This window comes from Rhodopirellula sp. UBA1907 (assembly GCF_002337565.1).
GTDB lineage: Bacteria > Planctomycetota > Planctomycetia > Pirellulales > Pirellulaceae > Rhodopirellula > Rhodopirellula europaea.
Genome location: NZ_DDGH01000071.1, coordinates 29955 through 48174 on the forward strand (window position 1 = coordinate 29955; position 18220 = coordinate 48174).

The following is an 18220-nucleotide window of genomic DNA, read 5'->3' on the forward strand; positions in this document are numbered from 1 at the left end:
CACTCGAATGACGGTTCCGACCTGTTGAATTGGTTCACTCAGGTTGGGCCGTGATGGTCCACGGCGTCACGGTCACTTCGGTGCCCGCGGTCTGACCGGCACCGATCGTCAGACGCAATCCCGCGGCATTCGCACGCTCGCGCATCAGCGTGATCCCATGTGATGATTTCGACACGGATTGCCCATCCAGCCCAACACCGTTGTCTCGGATGGAAACGGTCCAACCATTCTCGTTCGCCTGCCAGCTTACGACCAACTCGGTCGCATCCGCGTGTCGCACCACGTTGCGAACCGCTTCACAAACAATCCGGTAGACCGCGATTGAATGTGTCTCCTGCCAGTTCAGTTGTGCACTGGCATCCAGATGCATCCATTGCACCGACAACGATTTGGCATCGTTGGACGTCAGCACCACCGATTCAAGAAACTCTTTCGCGGCGACCAACGGGCCTGACGAAAAATCACTCGGTAAGGCGGCACCGCTCATGATCCGACGAGCGATCTCGCGGGCTTGGTCGATCCATTGAGCCGGCTGATCAAGCTTTGATTTCAGCTCGGGATGTTGCCGTTGAAGCGATGCGAGCGATCCCGCCGCGGCAAAGAGATACGGCAACAAATCATCGTGCAATTCGCCAACCATCGTTTGGCGTTCAGCCTCGAACGCCCGCATCCGCTGGGAATCATCGGGCTCTGCTCCGGGTTGGTCCGGAGCCTGATCGAACGCGGATTCGCCGTCGGGCGTCATTTCTTGCCGCCGAACCAGCCCTTTTTGTCAAAGCTCGCCACGGCAACTTCTTGATCGCCTTGGATGTCGATCAATTTGCCCAGGTTCACAATGCGGAAGACTTCCATCACCAACGGCGACACGTTGCAAAACTTCAGCGCGACGCCTTGGGCTTTGCAGCTCTTGTTCAGCAAAATCAATTTGTTGATCATCGCCGACGACATGAATGCCAGCCCGGAGAAATCGATCAGCATTTTTTTGTGGATCGCTTGTGGCACGATCTCTTGCATTTCGCGGCCCACAACCTCAATCCGTTGGGCGTCGCGGAGGGCATTGTCGGTGAATCCGACGATCAATACTTCACCCTGCATTTGCTCGGTGATGGCTGACATGTGAGTTTGCTCAGAACGACAGGAGGAAATACAGGAAGCGTTTGGGCAACGGTTGCCCCCCACTTGGTGTCTGGGGCATCGCCAACACCCGCGATGGGAGTTCCGACTCGATACGAATCGTTGAGCAGGGTTGGTCGACGGGTGCAAGTTTAGCGGGCTGGGGGGATCGAGACAATTCGGGCTTCACTTGGGACCCCGTGTTTCACTATGACCGAACTGGGCAGGATCGCATCCATCGCTCGCACATTTTCTGCCCACTTTTTTCACCCGCAATTCAGGTGTCCTCGTGACTGCCGCTTCTCCTCGCTATGACGATGACGCTCGACGCGCCGCTTCATTGCGACGTGTGGCAATCGTTCTGAAAAATTTGCCACGACCGGTCGCCGCGAAATTATTGGGCGAATTACCGGTCGAATCGCAGCAACGCCTGCAATACGAAGTCGCCTCGCTCGACGAAATTGACCCTCTCGAACACAAACGAGCCCTGGAATCCTTCGCTGGCTCGATGCGACAAAGCCGAACGTCCGCCACCAATCGTGGAAACGCCGGCAATCCGGTCGACGAGATCGTGTTCAGTCGAACCGCGACGGATCAAACCAATCGAACGCCATCGCGTTCGGCGGCCGAAAGCCCGTCGATGGGACCGTCGCACGCATCGCCCTCGGGTTCGACGAACCAATCATTCGAATTCATGGACACACTGTCCAACGACGACGTCCGAGGCCTGCTACAGAGCGAGCACCCTCAAACGATTGCGGTCGTGATGGCATCGATCGATCCGCGAAAAGCTGCGGCGATTCTGCCTCAATTTCCACCACGACAACGACAGGACATCCTCAGCCGAATCGGTCGCCTGCAAGAGTTCCCGGACTCGATGATCGAAGATTTGGCGAGCACGTTTCGAACCAAAGCCGAAGCCCTGATCGCTCGTTCGCAAACCAATCCACTGCAAGACTTGATCGACGCGTATGCCCCCACCGAAGGCTGGGATCCGGCACAAGCGGCTCGCCATGTACCAACCGAAGCCGCCGCAGTGTCGCCTCGATTGAAAGCCATCCTTTCCGAGATGACACCCACGCACGAAGCGTCTTCGCCTAACGCTGGCCCCCATTCCCACACCGGCAATCATTCGCTTCCGCCAACACCGGCAAACCCGAATGCTCGTCCGGAGAACTCGCCGGTTGTTGCTGGCCCGGCACCGACGCTTCGGGTCCATTCACCGGATGAAACTTCGCCGGTCGCAGGTCACGATCGTCCGAACACCACCGCGGCCTCTCCCGCATCAGGCCTCGCCACCGACGAGATTCATCAGCGGCTCATCAAGATGAAACCGCGACTGCTGTGTGAAGCACTCGGACGCGTGCCGACTCGCACCGCGATGTTATGTTTATGCGGATTGCCTAACAAAACGGCAGACTCCGCCATCAGCGTTCTGCCGCGACAACAAGCCAACCAGGTTCGCAATCAACTGGCCAACGTTGGTTCCATGGAACTGCGAGAAATTGACGAAGCCAAAGAAGCGGTCTTGGTCGCTTCGACCGAACAGTCCAGCACAATGATGGCGGCATAGCATGGCTTGGATTCTGAAACACAACGCTGATTCAAAGAAAGACACCTCCGCTGCCCGCCCTGACTTGTCGAATCTGGCCGCAACCGATTCACAACCTGTCACACGGGCCGGTGTCTCCACGCGAGTCCCCGCGGATCAAGTCGACCGAGTCCAAGTGACCAGCGCGGACCTGGTCGGCAAACAACCCGGCGGCATGTCCGGTTTGGCAGGATTCAACCTCAGCGACCTGGCAGAAAAAGGCCGTGAGGAACTTCGTCAGGCACGCGAGCAAGCGGCTCAGCTTTTGGCCGATGCCGAAAAGCAAGCGGCCGAAATGAAGCAGGCCGCCGAGGCTCGCGGATACGAAGACGGCGTCAAAAAAGCGTCCGAAGACATCGAAAAGAAGATCACGCAATTGGCGGAAGCCAAGACCAAATCACAACTGCAGGCACTTCAACTGGCCAGCACCAAGATGCACGCCCAGTATGACCAGTGGATGCAGCAGTACGCCGAAGTGCTGACTGAAACCGCGATCGCTGCGACCGAACGAATGGTACGGGCCAACTTGAACGAGCTGCCCGTTCCAGCGTCCCTCGCCGAAGCCGGCTACAACGAAAGTCCTCATCAACAGCATCTCTTGGTTCGTTGGGCCAGCGAAGCGTTGCACAGCACTCGCTCAGCTGGACGATTGGTTTTGGCCGTTCATCCAGACATGTTGGCAGAACTCGGACAACGGTTTGACGAGCTACTTGCCAGCCCCGATCTGCCGGAAGAATCCTGCGTGATCCCGGATGAAACACTTCCCGTTGGCGAGGTCGTTGTCCGACAAGAAGGTGGTGAGATCCGAGCCGGACTGCAATCTCAACTGGAACGGTTGCGTGAGGAGATTCTATGAACCTCCCAGCGGTTCCTCAGTTGCATCCGCCGCGTTTGCCCAATCCGGAAACGATTCGGCAATCACTCGGCTCGTTGGTCCTTTCTCAAATTCGTGGTCGTGTCGCTTCGGTGACCGGCGACGCGGTGACGGTACAAGGAATGACCGCTCCGCTGGGCGCCATTTGCGAACTGATGCCGCCAGACGCCAAGCCAACTCTCGCGCGAGTCATCGGCTTTGATGACACGCGACCGATTCTCGCACCGATGGAAGCCATCTCAGCGCTGGCCGCCGGCGATCGAGTTCGCCTGGTTTCGCGATCGCTGACACTTCGGGTCGGTGACTCACTTTGCGGACGAGTCATTGACGCCTTTGGTCGCCCCATCGATGGCAAACCACTCAGTGATGACCTGATTCGCGTCAGCGCCTCGCGTGCGGCGCCGGATTCATTGGACCGACCACCGATTGATGAACCGCTTCAAACGGGTGTTCGAGCCATCGATGCGATGCTGACGTGCGGCGTCGGTCAACGGCTCGGTATCTTTGCCGGCTCCGGCGTCGGCAAGAGCACGCTGCTTGGCATGCTGACTCGCGGAACAACCGCGGATCGAATCGTGATCGCAATGGTGGGTGAACGAGGCCGCGAAGTTCAAGAGTTCATGCAAAGGGCTCTCGGTGCCGCGGGTCTGAAACGCAGCGTTGTCGTGGTCGCAACCAGTGACAAGCCCGCCGCTCAACGACTTTCTGCCGCTTGGACCGCAACCGCGATCGCCGAACAATTTCGCGACGAAGGGCACCGAGTTCTTCTGCTGGTCGACAGCGTCACGCGTTTCGCGATGGCCCAACGCGAACTGGGATTGGCCGCCGGCGAACCGCCAACCACACGCGGCTATCCGCCCAGCGTCTTCAACATGTTGCCGCAATTGGTCGAACGTGCCGGCCGAACCACGAAGGGTTCGATCACCGCGTTTTACACCGTGCTGGTGGAAGGCGACGACAACAACGAACCAATCTCGGACACCGTCCGAGGTCTTCTGGACGGCCACATCGTCTTGAACCGAAAGCTCGCCCACCGCGGTCACTACCCACCGATTGATATTCCCGAAAGCATCAGCCGGGTTGCGAACCATTTGGTGACTCCGGAGACCTATCAGGCCACCTTGGGAATTCGCGAGCACATGGTTCAGTACCAAAGCAGCGAGGACCTGATCTCCATCGGTGCCTACCGCAGCGGCAGCGATCCTCGAGTCGACACCGCCATCGCGATGCGAGATCCGATCAACGACTTGTTGAGACAAGATGCCAACGAAATCACGCCCATCGCTGATTCGCAAGCTCGCGTTCAAAAGCTACATCAAGCCGCCTCGGCCGCACTGGCACAACTGAATCAACCGCAGGCACCTGCGCCCAAACCTGCCTGATGATCACTTCGCACTCCAATCACTGCACTCAATAACTCCCCATGCCTCCCTTCCGCTTCCGATTCGATTCTCTGATGGACTTGCGTGGCCGCGAGCGAGATGAAGCGGGCGCCGAGGTCGGGAAGGCTCTCGAGGCGATCCAGCGGATCAACGAGCAGATCCAAGAGATCGACTCCCAACGCGAATCGATTCGCACGGCGCAAGCCCAGACATTGCAACAAGCCAGCGTCTCGGTCGACCAGATGCTGCACCAGGGTCGCTACGACGTTCAGTTGCACGCCGACCAAATTTCGCTGCAACAAACGCTTGGACAGCTGAACCAAGAACTCGAAAGACGACGCGAAAAATTGGTTAGCGCGGAAGCGGAAGTGAAACGCCTCGAGCGATTGCGTGAAACACAGCTGGCCGAACATCGCTCGATGGAAGCCAAACAAGAACAAGCCGAAGCCGATGACCTGACGTCCGCTCGCGTCCTGATGCGACGTCGTGCCATGGCAGCTCAATCCAAGGAGACTCGACGATGAGATTCTTGATGCGATCCGTCGCGATGATTAGTACCGCGACCTGTTTGACCATCGTCATTTTGCTGGGTTACTTCGCCTCGCGAGGAACGCTCAACATGGCCACGTTGACCAAAGTCATCGCTCTTTTCAATGGGATCGATATCACCGGCAATCAACTGCGTCAAATCATGCAGGAAAGCGAAGACCGCGAACAACCGGACTTCGACGAAATCCTCGATGCTCGGCGGCGTGACGGTTTGGACAGTGACATCCGCATGCGAAGTCTGAAAGAAGCCAAAAACGACATCGCTCTTCAAATGGCCGAATTGAAATTGCAACGCGAACGGTTTGATGAACGCCGAACATCGTTTGATCGCAGTTTGGAAGAAATTCGCAAAGGAGCTCAAGACGAAGGACTGCAGGAAGTGCAACGCACACTCCAGGCACTTGAGGCAGAACAGGCAAAAGAGCAGCTTTTGCGCATGTACGATGACGAAGAAATCGACGACGTTGTCAGTATCATTCAAGCCATGCCCATCGATAAACGAAAAGATATCTTGGCAGAGTTTGCAACGCCGGATGAAATGGACAAGCTCTACGAGATCCTACGCCGCATTGGCGAGGGCATGCCGACGACCGGACTCATCGACGATGCTCGTGGTGGGTGATTGAGGTCAAGGTATTCCCACCAGGATCCCGATGATCACGGTGGGGGGACCGCGATGACAACGACGAAACCAGTCCAATCAAGGACCGAGACCACGGTCTCAACGTCTACAACCAACAAACGCGCCGAAAATGCGTTCGCCGCGTTGGGCAATTCCGCGTCCGCTCGTGCGGCAGGTTTGATCGAACCGACCTCGGGATTGGGCGATCCGTTCGCCGAAATCTTCGCGAGGATCGCGACATCGGAAACCGTCAGTCCATCGGAACCAGCTCCTGCGCCGCAAGAATCGCTTGCGACCGAAACCGAAGATCGCGACGACTCAAGCGAAGACGACGTCGAAGCGAGCGATGACACAGCGCCCGCCGCTGCTGTGACGACGACCAACCATTTGGCCGAAGAAACATCGGAAACTGAATCCGCCGAAAAGGCCGTCGCCACATCGAACGAAGAAGACGAGTCGTCGGAACGTCCCGACGACGTTGCCTGGGCTCAGAAGACGGACTCATCCGAAGAAGGTGAGGCGATCGGAACCGAACAGGCGACTGACGAGATAGAGACCCTCGTCGATCCCAACGCGGAAAAGGATTTGGAAGAATCCTCCACCGAAGGCGTCCTGTCCGAAGAAGTGGCGGTCTCGGTAAACAGCGATCCAAAGCGGCGTTCCAGCGAACAGGCGTCGGACGCTTCCGCAGAAGAGACGACCCTGAAAACCGATCAGGTGGATGCGTCGGAGGAAACGACTGGCAAAGATCACGGAACCAGCGAGACCAACGAGTCTTCTCTGAGTGACCAACAATCAAACGGCCGAGCGTCGCACGACTCGCGACGAACCGAACGTCGTCGCTATTCCCGCGAAGAAGGTGGCAACACTCAAGGCACGGCCACAGCGTCCGCCGGCGCCAGCTCGGCCGAAGGCGGGATCGAAATCGATCCGTCGCTGACAGCATCGGGTGCAGACTCCGAAGTCAGCGAAACACAACTGAACCAATTGGCCGAGCAAGCTGCGGCAAAAACATCGACGCCCGCCGCGACGGTGGCACCGGTGACCGCGATGACGGCTGCCGCCACAAACGCAGCCAAATCAGCAGCCGGTGGAACAAACGCGATCAGTTCGTCGAACTCCGCGGCATCATCGACGTCCGGCAACAACGATCCCACGACCCCGATCAACAACGCCTCGCCATCGGCTGAAAAGGCCGAGAGCAAAGCCAAAGCGGGTTTGCAAGCATCCGGTGTCGATCAAACCTCGGCAGTTGCACGAGCCAAATTGGTGCAGCGCGTCAGCCGTGGCTTTCAAACGCTCGGTCCCAATGGCGGACACATTCGCATGCGTCTCTCGCCCGTCGAACTGGGTTCGGTTCAATTGGAAGTCCACATCCAAGAAAACAATCTTCGCGGACGAATGGTGACCGAATCGGAAGCGGCCAGCCAATTGTTGCGAGAACATCTGCCTCAGTTGCGATCGCAACTGGAGTCGCAAGGCATGCGGTTGGAGTCGATTGAAATCACAACCGATCCCAACGGTGCATCGGAGTTTGATCAAACTCAAAACGCTCTTGGCGATCGCGACCACTCCGACCGGGATGCGAGATCCGACCAGGAACGATATCGCAACCGCGACAACACCAGCGCCACTCGACCGATCGACGCAAAACCGGACAGCCCATCCATCTCAGCAGCAACCGCTGCGTCCTGGATGACACCGGCAACCGGAGTCGACCTACAGGTCTGAACAGCGGCCTAGCTCCTAGCTCCTAGCTCCTAGCTCCTAGCTCCTAGCTTCTAGCTTCTAGCTTCTAGCTTCTAGCTTCTAGCTTCTAGCTTCTAGCTCGTGCTCGTGCTCGTGCTCGCCGTACGATGGGCTTCCAAGCCCGTCGAATTGAATACCCGACGCGTGCCACCAACGGCTCCATCCGGTGCTACAGTTCATGAACCGCACCTACCGTCGCTCCGTGACTGGTCACGCGTGTTCCCCAGGAATTCGGCTCTGGATCCATTCCGAACCGAGCACAAAGTCCTGGGACCAGCTCGATGCGAGCCTGCCCCAAGGAAAGCCCCATGTCAAACCGCCCAGATCCGCGCCCTGATTTCCGAATTTTCCTCGCTGTCGCTGCGATTGCCTTCCAAACGCTCCTCGCAACGTTTCCCGCCCACGCAGCCAAGCCGGAAACCAACGGCAAACCTTCGCATGAAGCGTCGGCAGATGTGATCGTCTACGGCTCGACTCCCGGCGGATTCTGTGCCGCGATCGCTGCCGCTCGCGAGGGAGCCTCGGTCATCTTGCTCGAACCGACCGATCATGTTGGCGGGTTGAACACGGGTGGCTTGAGTCACTGCGACTCCAACCAAATGGTTCGCAGCACGCTGATGGGGTTGTTTGATGAGTGGCACACACGCATCGTGAAGGATTACACCGACCGTGGTCTGCCGGCTCCGTACAACCCGGCCAAGAAAGACCAATCGCGGTGGACGTTCGAACCACATGTGGCCATGCGCGTGACCATGCAAATGCTGGACGAAGCCGGGGTCACGGTCCAGACAAAACGTGCTCTGCAATCGGTCACGAAGGATGGGCCACGCATCACTTCATTGAGCACGGCGAATGAAGTCTTCACTGCCAAGGTCTTCGTGGACGGCACCTACGAAGGCGATCTGATGGCCGCCGCGGGAGTCGATTGGACCATCGGCAGAGAAGGACGCGAGGAATACGGCGAGTCTTTAGCAGGCAAACAAACGCCAAAGCCGAGAATGAACATCAACGGCTTCGACGATCAAGGCAAACCGCTTCCGCTGATCACCGCGACTGATATCGGTGATGAAAACGTCGGTGACAAGAATGTCATGACCTACAGCTTTCGGCTGTGCCTGACCAAGGAAGCTGATAACCGGGTTCCGATGCCCAAACCCACCAACTACGACCCGGCCAGGTTCGAGATTGTCCGTCGGGCGATCCAAGCTGGTGAAACTCGTATCGGCTTCGACCTGTATCCGCTGCCCGGGAACAAACTCGACGGAAACAACTCAATCGGCGGTCAATTTTCCATCGGTTTGATTGGCGGTGGAAACGACTGGCACGCCGCCGATGAAGCTGGACGAAAAGAGATCTGGGAAGCACATAAACAGTACACGCTTGAGTTCTATCACTTTCTGACCACCGACCCTGCCGTACCAAAGTCGATGCGGGAACGATACGCGAAGCTCGGACTATGCAAAGACGAATTCGCCAGTCACGACCACTTCTCACCGGCCCTCTACGTCCGCGAATCTCGCAGAATGAAGGGGCAATATGTCATTAGCCAAAAGGACATCCTCGAAACTCCTGAGAAAGAGGATCCGATCGCGATCTCGTCGTTTCCAATCGACTCGCACGATTGCCAACGGATTGCACTTCCGGGCGGTGGCGTGGTCAATGAAGGGACAATCTTTCCCGTCCGTAGAACGAATCCCAAACAAGGCTACGCCTATCATGTTCCCTACCGATCGATCCTGCCGCGTAAGGAACAGTGCGACAACCTGTTGGTGCCGGTCGCGCTATCTTGCACGCACGTCGGGATCTCATCATTGCGAATCGAAGGAGCTTGGATGGCAATCGGCCAAGGCGCCGGTGTCGCCGCGGCGCTAGCGGCGGATGCGGATTTGCCTGTCCAGGATCTGGCTTACAAAAAGCTTCGCAAGCGTCTCATCGAACAAGGTCAGGTTTTGCAACTTCCAGAAGTGCCAGAACCCGCGACTCAGAGCGAGTCAATCGACAAAAATTCGTTGCCGGGAATCGTGCTCGATGATTCGCAAGCGAAACGAACCGGCCACTGGTCGCGCTCGACAAACTTCAAACCTCACATCGGAACGGGCTATCTCTATTGCGGCGAGAAAGACTCTCGAGCGAAGGGCGAGGGGAACACGACCGCCACCTTTGACTTCAGAGTCCCCAAGTCAGGACGGTATCAAGTGTTGATGGCATACTCGGCTCACGAGAGCCGATCAAATAACGTTCCTCTCACGATCTCCAGCGGTGAAGAACAAGTGTCCTTCCACGTGGACCAGACCATCCCGATGCCATCCGGAAAACACTTCCGCTCCATCGGCACCGTTGCTCTATCGGCCGAGACCGAGACCATCATCCGTATCACGAATGCTGACACGTCCGGGTTCGTAATCCTGGACGCCGTGCAACTGTTGCCCGTTGAAACCGGTGCAATAACGGAGAGATGACTCGCGGACGGTTCTTGGCAAGACGTTTGTCGAGCGCATAAGAAAAGCCTGCGATCGAGACTTTTCGATCGCAGGCTTTTTGTGTTCTGCTTCGCAGCTGACGGGCCCGAGATTTCTCGAGCTTAAGCTGTTACTGAGCCTGAGCGACTTGTTCTGCGGCGATGTTCGCCGTCACGATGGCTTTCGCGGTCACGGCGTTTTCGCCACGAGTGCGAATCACCATGGGAACTCGTTGATTGCCTCGAGCGGAGTCAGCGGTCAATGTCAGGTCGACCATGTGGATCATTCGCTCATCTCCGCTGGCCGAGAATTCCACTTTCCAACCTTCGCATTCGATCGACTCGATCGCGAATGGCTTGCGACCTCGGATAGCCAAACGTTGCGAGACACTGTCTCCCTGTTTGATTGTTCCGACGGCGATGGATTGCGGGGCGATCGACAGAGCCGATTCGACGGTGCCGATCACACGCAAAGGAACGTTCGGCATGCTGCGGTCGTTGGTTTGAACGATCAGCTCGTCTTGGAAGTAGCCTTCGGGAGCGTCTTCGCGAACTTGGACAGACAATTCGTAGTTGGCTTTGCCGGCACCGCGTTCGGTTTGTTTGAAGGATGGAACCAACCAAGGTGTGTTCGATCGGACGTCAACAACCTGCCAATCGCTTCGGCCGGCGTAGAACAACTTGGTCGATCCCGATTTCGGTTCGCCTTGGTTGATCGTTCCCAATTCAATTGCACCGGGATGGAACACCATGTCGCTGCGGATGTAACCATCCACTCGCAATTGGATTTCGCTGTAGAAAGGTTTGTCGATCACGACCGTCAACGTCGCGCCTTTTTTGCCGCGAAACGTGGGGGTGTTGAACCGAGCCAAGATGGAACCCGATTGGCCGGGAGCAATCGTCGCGGTTTCAATGATCGCCGTGGTGCAACCACAGCTCTCGCGGACAGACCGGATGTGAAGATCCGACGTGAACGTGTTGACGACCGGGAATCGAAATTCCGTCTTCGACGCTACCGCGACGGTCCCGAAGTCGTGCTTTTTCACTGGAAATACAGTCTGAGTCCAATCCGCTTTCGCAGACGAACCAAGGGCTGCACCCAAAAAGACAAACGTTACCAACAACACTCGACTGTTCATTCGATCCCCTCCTGAGGGGAGCAGCAAGGAAACATGTTCACGTGAAATGCTCATCCATCATGCCCATCCGTCGGCATAGGCTCCGACGTTGACCATTTGCTAGCAACAACGCGAGGGTCGGGTGCGTCCACAATCGATCAACGATCTTCGCTGAATCCTACCGACATGCTTCAAATGGACAAGCTCGATTGGGGGGAGAATTCAGGGAATCGCTGGATTTTCAAGGAATCCTTGAAGAATTGCTCATTCAAATTGACGTTGTTCCCGACGGCATTCATTTCGTAGCGTCTGGCCGGTCGATTGTCCCCCGTCTCCGATGCCAGGTTCGTCATGTCCTCGCCACGTCTCCTCCTCCCGCACACGTTCACCGAATGGTCCTTGCGACCATCGTCGCTGACACGCTCGGGATTGGCTGTTGCCTTGTTGGCCGCCGGACTCACCAGCCTGGGATGCCATCGTTCGCGATTGTTCTCACCGCTGAACGGCAGGTCCAGTCTCGAAAGGCACGCCAATCAGGGACCATCGGACATTTTCATCTCGGGCGAAGACGCGACACCCGAGACGCTCCTGGAAGAAGTCCCGCAACGACTCGCAACCGCGAAGACTCCGATCACACGAAAAGATTCGGGATCGACATCCGCGTCCAATGCAAACACTGCGCAACCTGAGTCCAGGCAGGCGACCGCCCCGGCACCAGGTTCAGACGACATGTCGTCAAATCAACTCGGCGCTGCGACTAGGCAGGTCAGCTACGTCAGCGATTCACCGTCAATCGCAAACGCGAACGGAGCCGCTCAACCGAAGAACCAACCCGCGGCGAAAGAAGCCAGCTCACCGGACACTTATGCGGGCGTCGACGTCAGCATGATCCAAGACGCGCTGAAGAATCACCCTCCTGAAGTGCAGCGTGAAGCGATCCGCCGTCTGATGGCGATGTCTTACAAGAAGGCAAAACCAACCAACCAACCCGCCAGCATCGATGACATTTTGAAAGCGTCATTGGATTCGCTGCCAGCACTTCCCGACGAAGTGGTCGACCGAGGCCTGACACCACAACGGATCGCGGCGGAGTACCATCCCAAGACTTCCGTCGAGCCAGCGACCGACACAATCGCAGCAAACGAACCCGATGCACCCCCATCACCATTGGAATCTGCGACCAACAACGTAGCCCAGGCAGCTCAGCCAATCTCTGAGTTCAACTTCACCGATCAAGTTCTCGAAGACGTCTTCGACGAAGAGTCGTTCAGCATGAACGATTCCGACCACTCATCGTCACAGTCCGAGGCACCCGCATCGTGGAACTTCTCTGACAAGACCGCTGCCACACCGGAAGCCACACACACTCTGTCGGACCACATTGAAACAACGACCGACAATGGCAACGTCGTCAAAGTCCAACAAGTCTCGGCAACCGAACTGCCCAAGACGCCAGCATCGTCCGCGGTTGCTCCAGCGGTAAACATTGAATCGCTCAGCGACTCCGAACTTTATGACGCTCTGCTGAAGCGACTGGGACAAGCCGAACCAAACGAATCAGAGGCTCAGAAACAACGCCGCCAAATCATCAAGCGTCACTTGATGGTTCTGTCCGGTGACCCAGATCGTGCGGTCGACAAACTGGAAGGTTTGACCACGCAAGAACAAGAGTACCTGCGTCATCAATTGCTCGGCCTTTGGACCATCATCGATCCGAATGGGCACCCCGTTTCATCGCGACGCTTCAGCTCCGCACTTCCGCAAATTCGTCAAGCGACCGAGTTCCTCGCGGCGGCAACCGATTCACTTGATGTTCGCGCCTTGGAATTCTGCACCGAGATCGAAGCGTACGGCCAAGTCAAACCATTTCCGAAACGGCAGTTTGATCCCGGTCAGCAAGTCATCTTGTACTGCGAGATTGAGAACTTTGTGGCCAAGCGAATCAGCGATGCCGGCAAAGAAGGCTTCGAAACCATGTTGCAGGGCAGCTACGATCTGCTTGATGATTCAGGACGCAGAGTCGCTAGCCAATCGTTGCCCGTCGACAAACAGCTTTCGAAGAACAAACTGCGTGACTACTTCATTGCCTACCAGATGTACTTGCCTGAGTCTTTGGAACCGGGAAGCTATCGGTTGCGTTTGACGATGGAGGACGTTCACGGCAAGAAGTATGGCCAGAACGAAATCGAGTTTGCCATCAAACGCTAGCTCGATTTCGACGCCAAGCGGTCCAGGCTCCCGCAGCGAGCATGCAGCTTTGAGCAAAGAACGCGGGCGCAATCACCAGAAACACGAGGGTCGTCGCCACCACTCTCCCCTCGTAGAGTCTCAGCGTGGTCCCGTCGCTGAACAAGTTGGTCGCCTGAACTATGGACCAAACCAACGAGATGGCGCTCATGAATGCCAACCATCGATAGTTTTTGGTGTTGCAAATCATCATGTATCCGGCGTGAGCACCCAGCAGGTGGAAAGGCATGACCACCAACACGACAAAGAAGATGAACTCCGGCAGCGACTCCGCCAGACCGGGGACATCCAAATGTCGCTGCCAAACGAAGATCGCGCCGATCGCGGCCCAAGCCCAAATAAAGAAGTTGATGCCGATGACGGCCCAACCAAAAACCTTCGCCAGGGATCCATGGTACAGCTCGTAACCAAAACGTTCCATCAGTCCGGGACTCTTCGCCTCAATGGGTTCACCATCGATCAAACGTTGTAAATCTGCGGCTAAAGCTGAGGCTGATTCATAACGCAGATCCGGATCACGTCTCAGACACTTCAAACAGATCGCCTGCATCGCATTGGACAAATTCGGTCGATGTTTTTGCGGACCTTCGATTGAAGTGTGATGCAGCATCAGGACCGCTTCGGCAAAACTTTCCGGTGCTAAAGGCGTGGTCCCCGTCAGCATCTGATACAGCATCACGCCGAGCGAATAGATATCGCTCTTCGGTGTGATTTGACGATTGCCAAACATGGCTTGTTCAGGCGCAATGTAGCGAGGCGTGCCCGCGATTCGAGTCGTTGTGGCGACGGTCGAATCCGTGTGTGCACACAACCCAAAATCTAACACCACTGGCTTTCGCAATTCGCCGCTGGAGGTTTGCTGCATCAGGATGTTCTGCGGCTTGAGATCTCGATGGATGATCCCCGACTCATGACCATACTGAACGGCGTTTGCAATCTGAATCATCAACTCGGCCGCTTGCGATTCAGACATCGGAGCAGATAGCCCAGCCAACCAATCGCCCAAGTGTTGCCCGGTCAGATAGGGCATCACGTAGTAGTGCAAATCGTCTTGTACACCGCAGTCGTAGATCGAAATGATGCCGGGATGATCCAAGCGGGCGGCAGATTGAGCTTCCTCCTGAAATCGCCGAACCGCAACCTTGTCACGGACAACTTCGGGACGAGCAATTTTGATCGCCACATCACGTTTGAGTTTCTGATCATGCGCGAGGTAAACGATTCCAAACCCGCCGCGGCCAATCTCTCGCACCAATTCGTAGCCGCCAACATGCCCCTGAATCTGACGAGCGGACCAGATTTGGGGTGCGTCGATTGCACTGAGCAAAAACGATGACTCCCCGACCACAACGGTCGCTTCCGAATCCGCACCGGTGTCATCCCGGGTGCGTTGATCGTCGCTGGTCAGGTCGGTGTTCTTTTCCATGCGAAGTGTTTGAGCAGAACGAAAAATTAGGAAGTCGCAGCAAGTCAGGGAATACCTGCAATTCGCTTCGCGGCCAATGATTAACACCGTGCGATTCTTAGGCCAATATCACAGGAGCGGATACCATCCCCCCCTGAATTCTCGTCGGGAATCTCGACAGCACAAGAACGCCGGCAAATTTCGCCCAAACAGGACGCACTTGAAACTGAAGGTCAGCGATATGGTGACCTGCCATATCCATGCAATCGAATCAAGAGCTCAGCCCCGCGCTTCAACTATCGCGTCGGGGCGACGAGCGGTATCGTTTCAGCCATGCATCTCCTACTTCCTTTGTTGGCCAGCGTTCTTTTCGTGTGCGGCCTGATTTTTGTCAAACGAGTCAGCCGGTCCGACGTCCGCCCCGATGGCGTGGGACAAGTCGCGTTGTTGTTCTGCATGAACATGGGCAGCGCCGGTTTGATGTCCTTGCTGTGGTTGTTCGACGGACCGGAGACGTATTGGCTGAATTGGTGGCAACCCGCCATCGTGGCAGTGCTGTTCATGATGGGGTTATTGTTGACGTTCACCGCCGTGGAAGTCGGGGACGTGTCGATCGCAACGCCGGTGTTCGGCGTGAAGGTCGTCTTTGTCACCTGTCTGCTTGCATTGTCATCGGCCAACGGAGTCCCCAGTGCGATTTGGGGTGCGGCATTGCTGGCCGCGACCGGCATCGCTCTGATCCAGTGGACGGGACAACATCACCCAAGGCGAATCGGACTGACGATTCTGCTCGCTCTTTCGGCGGCGTGCTGCTACGCCACGTTTGACATCTTGGTCCAACGCTGGTCTCCCGATTGGGGATCAACACGGTTCCTGCCTGCCGTGTTCGTGATCGTCGCGGGTTTGTCGTTGCTGGCTTTGCCTTGGGTTCGTTGGAAACCGGTCGTTTCCAACGGCAACTGGAAGCTGATGGTTCCGGCCGTCATTTTGCTGGCCAGCCAAGCGTTCTGCATCACCATCGCGGTCTCGCTGTTCGGCGATGCGGCGCGACTCAACGTTGTCTATTCGCTTCGTGGGCTATGGGGTGTGCTGCTCGCTTATGCGGCCGCGAAAATTTGGGGCGGTGACGAAGCCAACCTCAGCGGCAAACTCCTACTGATGCGTTTGTCCGGCGCGGCGTTGCTGACCCTGGCCGTTGCCTTGGCCGTCTTGGGCTGATCACAACCAACTCGGATAAGGCAACTTTGCCGATTGGCAAACTACCGCTGCAGAAGCTGTTTGGTGAAGAAGTCTTTGATGTGTTGTTTCGTCTTCGGATGAAACAACGTCATCATGTGCCCTTGGTTTTCGACCACAGTCAGCGAGACCGCGACGCCAGCTTCCATCAACGCGGCCGCGAATTTTTCGCTGTTCTCAATCGGCACCAACAAATCCTTTTCGCCGTGAATCAACTGCGTCGGCGGATCGCCCGGTGACACGTGCGCGGTCGGCGAAGCTGCCACGTAGTTGTTGGGGACTTCCCGCGGTGTGCCACCCAAAAAGTAACTCAACCCCGCGTTGTCATTGGGAACGATTCGGAAGTCACACGGAGGACCACCGGCACACACCGCGGCGATGGGCGGCAAGAGTTCCCAGCGTGGGTCGTCGCGTGGCCACTCGCTGGCCAGCATTTGCGTGGAGCGTTCTTCGTTTCCCAACACTCCAATCAACGCCGACAGGTGGCCTCCCGCGGAGTAGCCAAACATGCCAACGCGGCTCAAATCGATTTTCCAATCGTCGGCATGCTCCACCAATTGCAGCAGGACCTGCCGAACATCGTCGACCTGTCGAGGGAATTGGTGCTGTGGTGCCAATCGATAATTCATGTTGACCACGATAAAGCCCAACTGGGCCAGCCGATCGCAATACGCTCGCAGAGTCCACTTGTCACCGATCGCCCAACCGCCACCGTGAATCATCAACACCGCCGGTCGAGGCTCACCTTCCACGATGACTTCACCGGCATCGTTGGTCGTGATCGTATGAAGGTCAGATACCGGAATGTGCAAGTCAAACAATCCGGCGGTGCCGTCTGACTCGCTGTATCGGAGATCGAGAAATTGCCGCACCTCGACGGACTGGCTCGGGTCTTCCACTGCGTCGCTGGCTTGAACGGCGGGTACCGGGTCGGTCGTGTTCTTTTCGGTGGCGGCTTCAGCCACGGGATCCGCATTTCCACCATCCGCAGACCAAGCCGGAGTGGATACCAGAACCAATCCCCAGGCAACCAAGCCACCCACTTGAGCCAGCAGAAATTTCCGCATCGAGCACTTCCGTGGGACGGCCCCCTGTATATGCACCAATGAGGTCGAGCGACGGGTCGAAGAAGTCATCTGCGTCATGTTTGGGTCCGTAGGCGAGGTTTGCACAACACGTATAATAGAGCTAGGTCCATTGCCGAGTCATTGCCATTTCGACGCAGTGGCTTCCACCTTCCCCCCATCGCCGACCTGATCTGCCCAATATGTCATCCTCGATTGAGTTGAACACGATTCCCGAAGCCGTCGAAGCCATTGCGCGAGGCGAAGTCATCATCGTGATCGACGCGGAAGACCGTGAAAACGAAGGTGACTTCATTTGCGCGGGCGAAAAAGCCACGCCGGAGTTAATCAATTTCATCCTCGGTGGGCGTGGACAGTTGTGTGTTTCGGTCCTGCCGGAAGTCTGCAAACGCTTGGAATTGACGCCAGTCGTGCCGCAAAACAACGCCCCGCTGCAGACAGCTTTCATGACGCCGATCGACATCGCAACTGCGAAAACGGGAATCACGGCGGCGGAACGCAGCGAGACCATCCGTCGTTTGACCGACTCAGAAGCCACCCAAGAAGACTTCGTTCGTCCCGGTCACGTGTACCCGTTGCTGGCCAAAGAAGGCGGCGTGCTGCGTCGCGCCGGACACACCGAAGCCGCGATCGACCTCTCTCGCATGGCCGGGCTGGCTCCCGTTGGTGTTCTGTGCGAGGTGCTGAACGAAACCGGCGACCGCGCCACCCGCGACGACTTGGCTCGACTGGCCAAACAACACGATCTGAAGATCATCAGCATCGAACACTTGATCGCACATCGACGCGTG

The 18220-nt window shown here is 56.9% G+C and carries 15 protein-coding genes; 10 read left to right on the forward strand and 5 right to left on the reverse strand.

What is annotated here, in order from left to right:
• Positions 1–34 precede the first annotated feature (34 nt).
• Positions 35–745, reverse strand: a complete 711-nt coding sequence (locus B2R17_RS15195) for a sensor histidine kinase (RefSeq protein WP_286764652.1) — start codon at positions 743–745, stop codon at positions 35–37.
• Positions 742–1116, reverse strand: coding sequence for an STAS domain-containing protein (locus B2R17_RS15200; RefSeq protein WP_007324404.1), 375 nt, complete (start codon positions 1114–1116; stop codon positions 742–744). The genes B2R17_RS15195 and B2R17_RS15200 overlap by 4 nt, the downstream gene beginning before the upstream one ends.
• A gap of 286 nt (positions 1117–1402) precedes the next feature.
• On the opposite strand from B2R17_RS15200, the gene B2R17_RS15205 reads away from it, so the two are divergent.
• The 7 genes from B2R17_RS15205 (at position 1403) to B2R17_RS15235 (ending at position 10339) form a co-directional block, all read left to right on the forward strand.
• Positions 1403–2686 carry a FliG C-terminal domain-containing protein gene (locus B2R17_RS15205; protein ID WP_286764653.1) on the forward strand — a complete coding sequence of 428 codons (1284 nt, stop codon included), beginning with the start codon at positions 1403–1405 and terminating at the stop codon, positions 2684–2686.
• Position 2687: 1 nt separating this feature from the next.
• Positions 2688–3560, forward strand: coding sequence for a FliH/SctL family protein (locus tag B2R17_RS15210; RefSeq protein WP_286764654.1), 873 nt, complete (start codon positions 2688–2690; stop codon positions 3558–3560).
• Positions 3557–4960, forward strand: coding sequence for a FliI/YscN family ATPase (locus B2R17_RS15215; protein WP_008660892.1), 1404 nt, complete (start codon positions 3557–3559; stop codon positions 4958–4960). Before B2R17_RS15210 ends, B2R17_RS15215 begins: the two co-directional genes overlap by 4 nt.
• Before the next feature lie 41 nt (positions 4961–5001).
• Complete coding sequence (fliJ, locus tag B2R17_RS15220) at positions 5002–5484, forward strand: flagellar export protein FliJ (RefSeq protein ID WP_081611081.1); 483 nt, start codon at positions 5002–5004, stop codon at positions 5482–5484.
• Positions 5481–6131 carry a hypothetical protein gene (locus B2R17_RS15225; RefSeq protein WP_286764655.1) on the forward strand — a complete coding sequence of 217 codons (651 nt, stop codon included), beginning with the start codon at positions 5481–5483 and terminating at the stop codon, positions 6129–6131. Before fliJ ends, B2R17_RS15225 begins: the two co-directional genes overlap by 4 nt.
• Positions 6132–6185: 54 nt before the next feature.
• Positions 6186–7862: a flagellar hook-length control protein FliK gene (locus B2R17_RS15230; RefSeq protein ID WP_286764656.1), complete on the forward strand. Its 1677-nt coding sequence runs from the start codon at positions 6186–6188 to the stop codon at positions 7860–7862.
• 326 nt (positions 7863–8188) lie between these two features.
• Entirely contained in the window at positions 8189–10339 is a 2151-nt protein-coding gene (locus B2R17_RS15235; RefSeq protein ID WP_286764657.1) for an FAD-dependent oxidoreductase, read from the forward strand.
• A gap of 130 nt (positions 10340–10469) precedes the next feature.
• Here the strand turns inward: B2R17_RS15235 and B2R17_RS15240 are convergent, their stop codons facing one another.
• Positions 10470–11477 (reverse strand): DUF1573 domain-containing protein, encoded by a 1008-nt coding sequence (locus B2R17_RS15240; RefSeq protein ID WP_286764658.1) that lies wholly within the window; start codon positions 11475–11477, stop codon positions 10470–10472.
• Between the two features lie 330 nt (positions 11478–11807).
• On the opposite strand from B2R17_RS15240, the gene B2R17_RS15245 reads away from it, so the two are divergent.
• Positions 11808–13664, forward strand: a complete 1857-nt coding sequence (locus B2R17_RS15245; protein ID WP_286764659.1) for a hypothetical protein — start codon at positions 11808–11810, stop codon at positions 13662–13664.
• On the opposite strand, the gene B2R17_RS15250 is transcribed toward B2R17_RS15245, so the two are convergent.
• Positions 13654–15129 (reverse strand): serine/threonine-protein kinase, encoded by a 1476-nt coding sequence (locus tag B2R17_RS15250; protein ID WP_286764660.1) that lies wholly within the window; start codon positions 15127–15129, stop codon positions 13654–13656. The genes B2R17_RS15245 and B2R17_RS15250 overlap by 11 nt on opposite strands.
• A gap of 312 nt (positions 15130–15441) precedes the next feature.
• Between B2R17_RS15250 and B2R17_RS15255 the strand changes: the two genes are divergently transcribed.
• Positions 15442–16326, forward strand: coding sequence for a DMT family transporter (locus B2R17_RS15255; protein WP_286764661.1), 885 nt, complete (start codon positions 15442–15444; stop codon positions 16324–16326).
• A gap of 41 nt (positions 16327–16367) precedes the next feature.
• On the opposite strand, the gene B2R17_RS15260 is transcribed toward B2R17_RS15255, so the two are convergent.
• The gene (locus B2R17_RS15260; protein WP_286764662.1) at positions 16368–17411 is read right to left on the reverse strand and encodes an alpha/beta hydrolase; all 1044 of its coding nucleotides are present in this window, start codon (positions 17409–17411) and stop codon (positions 16368–16370) included.
• Between the two features lie 200 nt (positions 17412–17611).
• Between B2R17_RS15260 and ribB the strand changes: the two genes are divergently transcribed.
• Positions 17612–18220 (forward strand): 3,4-dihydroxy-2-butanone-4-phosphate synthase (gene ribB / locus B2R17_RS15265; protein WP_286764663.1); only part of this gene is annotated, 609 nt, incomplete at its 3' end.